Here is a 3,119-nt window from a genome sequence, read left to right on the forward strand (position 1 = left end):
GGCCGCGCTGGTCGCCACCGCCGAGCTGCTGGCCGCGAGCCAGCCGCCGCTGTCGCCGCGCCAGCGCGAGCTCGCCGCCGGGCTTGGCGACAAGTCGCGCCGCCTCGCCGACATGGTGACCAACCTGCTCGACATGGCGCGCATCCAGAGCGGCGAGATCCGGCTGCGCATCGAATGGCAATCGGTCGAGGAGATCATCGGCGGTTCGGTCAAGGCGGCCCACGGGACGCTCGGGTCGAGAGCGCTCGCTATCCACATCGATCCCGACGTATCGCTGGTCGAGTGCGACGCCGTCCTGATCGAGCGCGTGCTCGTCAACCTGCTGGAGAACGTCGACAAGTACACGCCGCGTGACACGCCGGTGGAGATCCTGGCGAAGGCGCATGGCGACGAACTGCGCATCAGCGTGCGCGACCAGGGGCCGGGCGTGCCGGCGGGGCAGGAAGACATGATCTTCGAGAAGTTCACCCGGGGCCGGGTGGAGTCCGCAACGCCTGGCGTGGGTCTGGGCCTCGCGATCTGCCGCGCGATCGTCGAAGCGCATCGCGGCCACATCCAGGTCGAGCCGACCCGGCCTCACGGCGCGACGTTCACGTTCACGCTGCCGTCGGGAACGCCTCCGCCGGTTCCGGCCGGGATGGATCCTCTATAAACGCGCGATTGACATCGCCTCGGTACAAGAATGAACGACAACGAAAACCGCCAGGGCCTCGGCCTGTTGACGCTCGGGGCATTGGGTGTCGTCTACGGCGACATCGGCACCAGCCCGCTGTACACGATGAAGGAGGTGTTCCACCCCGCCAACGGCGTCCCGCTCGACGCGCCCGACATCATCGGTGCGGTGTCGGTGATCTTCTGGGCGCTGATGGTGGTGGTCACGCTGAAGTACGTGATCCTGATCCTGCGTGCCGACAACCGAGGCGAGGGCGGCATCATGGCGCTGACCGCGCTGGCGGCCGGCGGGACGCCGACCCGTCGCACCTTGCTGTTGTTGACCGGCGTGCTGGGCGCCGCGCTGTTCTACGGCGACAGCGTGATCACGCCAGCCATCTCGGTGCTGGGCGCGGTCGAGGGGCTGGAGGCGATCACGCCCACCCTGAAGCCCTACGTCCTGCCCATCTCGATCACCATCATCGTTGCGCTGTTCACCGCTCAGCGCTTCGGTACCGAGGCGGTCGGCAAGCTTTTCGGTCCGATCATCAGCGTGTGGTTCTTCGTGCTCGCACTCGTGGGTGTGCTGCAGATCGTGCAGCAGCCGGGCATCCTGGCGGCACTGAACCCGTTGGAGGCCGTGGCGTTCCTGCATGCGCGTGGCTGGCATCTGTTCCTCGTGATGGGCTCGATCGTCCTGGCGTTGACCGGTGCCGAGGCGCTGTACGCCGACATGGGGCATTTCGGGGCACGCCCGATACGCATCGCGTGGACGGGGTTGGTGCTGCCGTCGCTCGCGCTCAACTACATGGGGCAGGGGGCCTTGCTGATGCGCGATCCGTCGGCGCTGGAGAGCCCGTTCTACCGGCTGTTCCCGCAGGCCTGGCTGATCCCGGCGGTGCTGCTGGCCACTGCGGCCTCGGTGATCGCATCGCAAGCGGTGATCTCGGGTGCGTACTCGATGACCAAGCAGGCGATCCAGCTCGGGCTGCTGCCGCGCATGCGCGTGCTGAACACCTCGGAGAAGGAAGCGGGGCAGGTCTACGTCCCCACGGTGAACTGGGTCGTGATGGTGGCCGTTCTTCTCGCCACCGCGGGTTTCGGCAGCTCGTCGGCGCTGGCGTCCGCCTATGGCATCGCCGTCACGGTGACGATGTTCATCACGACGCTGCTGACCTTCTTCGTCGTTCGCTACGTCTGGCGGTATTCGCTGGCGGTCGCCGTTGCCGCGACGTCTGCCTTCCTGGTGGTCGACGCAGTGCTGGTGATCTCGTGTTCGCTGAAGATCCTGCAAGGCGGCTGGTTCCCGCTGGTGATGGGGGCGGCGATCTTCGCCGTGATGGCGACGTGGAAGCGAGGTCGCGAGCTGTTGATCGAGCACATCCGCCGCGACGACCCGGAGCTGATGCCTTTCATCACCTCGCTGGCGCAGGACGACATGGCGCATCGCACGCCGCGCACCGCGGTCTATGCGGTGGCCAACCCCGACACCGTGCCACAGGCGCTGATGCACAACCTGAAGCACTACCAGGTGCTGCATGAACAGAACGTGATCCTGACGGTGAAGTTCGAAGAGGTGCCACGCATCGGCGATGCCGAGCGCATCGAGCTGACGCCGCTGGTCGAAGGCTTCTGGCGAGTGCAGGTGAGCTACGGGTTCATGGACCAGCCGGACATCCCGCGCGCCCTGGCCCACTGTTCACTGCACGGCCTGTCGATCGAGCCGGGTGCCACTTCCTACTTTCTGAGCCGCGAGATCGTCGTCCCGACCAAGGGGGCGGGCATGGCGCACTGGCGTGAGGCGCTGTTCGCGGCGATGTCGCGCAACGCCGGCAGCGTTGCAGACTTCTTCAAGCTGCCGCACAACTGCGTCGTCGAGCTGGGCACGCGCGTGCAGATCTAGACCCCTTTCGGGCACTGTTATCGTTGGGGGATTGCGGCCCGACGAGGCCGCCCACGAGGAGGACCCCATGACCGAACCCACCGCGGCGCCTGCCGTTGTCACCGACAGCGCCGCTGTCGCCATCCCTGCCGTTGCGCCGACGCCGCGCGCACTGGCCGAATCGATGCCGCTCGTCCAGTCCGGCGCGCGCTGGTTCTGGTGGATCGCCGGCCTGTCGGCGGTGAACGTCGGCATGCAGCACTCGGGCAGCGACACCCACTTCGTCGTCGGCCTGGGCATCACCAGCGTCATCGATGCGCTGTTCTCCGGGCTGCCGGTCGTCAGCCTGGCGCTCGATGCGCTGGTGCTGGCCTTCTTCTTCGCGATGGGCCTGATGGCGCAACGCGGCAGCATGCGGGCCTTCTACGTGGGCGGTGCGGTGTACGCGCTCGATGCGTTGTTGTACCTGTTCATGGCCGACTGGATGCCGTTCGGCTTCCACGTGCTGGTGCTCTTCTTCGTCGGCAAGGGCGCGCTGGCCTTGCGCGAGGCGCTGCGGGCGCAGCCGCCCGCGTCGCCCGTGGCG

Annotated in this window: 3 protein-coding genes; all 3 read left to right on the forward strand. The window is 67.3% G+C overall.

Going from position 1 to position 3,119, the window contains the following annotated elements; genetic code table 11:
• On the forward strand, positions 1-652 hold a 652-nt coding region (locus tag AC1DXV_RS33045), incomplete at its 5' end, for a sensor histidine kinase (protein WP_477937739.1).
• A 30-nt stretch (positions 653-682) separates the two neighbouring features.
• On the forward strand, positions 683-2,554 hold the full coding sequence (locus AC1DXV_RS33050) for a potassium transporter Kup (protein WP_477865069.1): 1,872 nt from the start codon (positions 683-685) through the stop codon (positions 2,552-2,554).
• 67 nt (positions 2,555-2,621) lie between these two features.
• Positions 2,622-3,119: hypothetical protein (locus AC1DXV_RS33055; protein WP_477937741.1), on the forward strand; the 498-nt coding region annotated here is incomplete at its 3' end.

Source organism: Rhizobacter sp. P3_C12 (genome assembly GCF_056402735.1).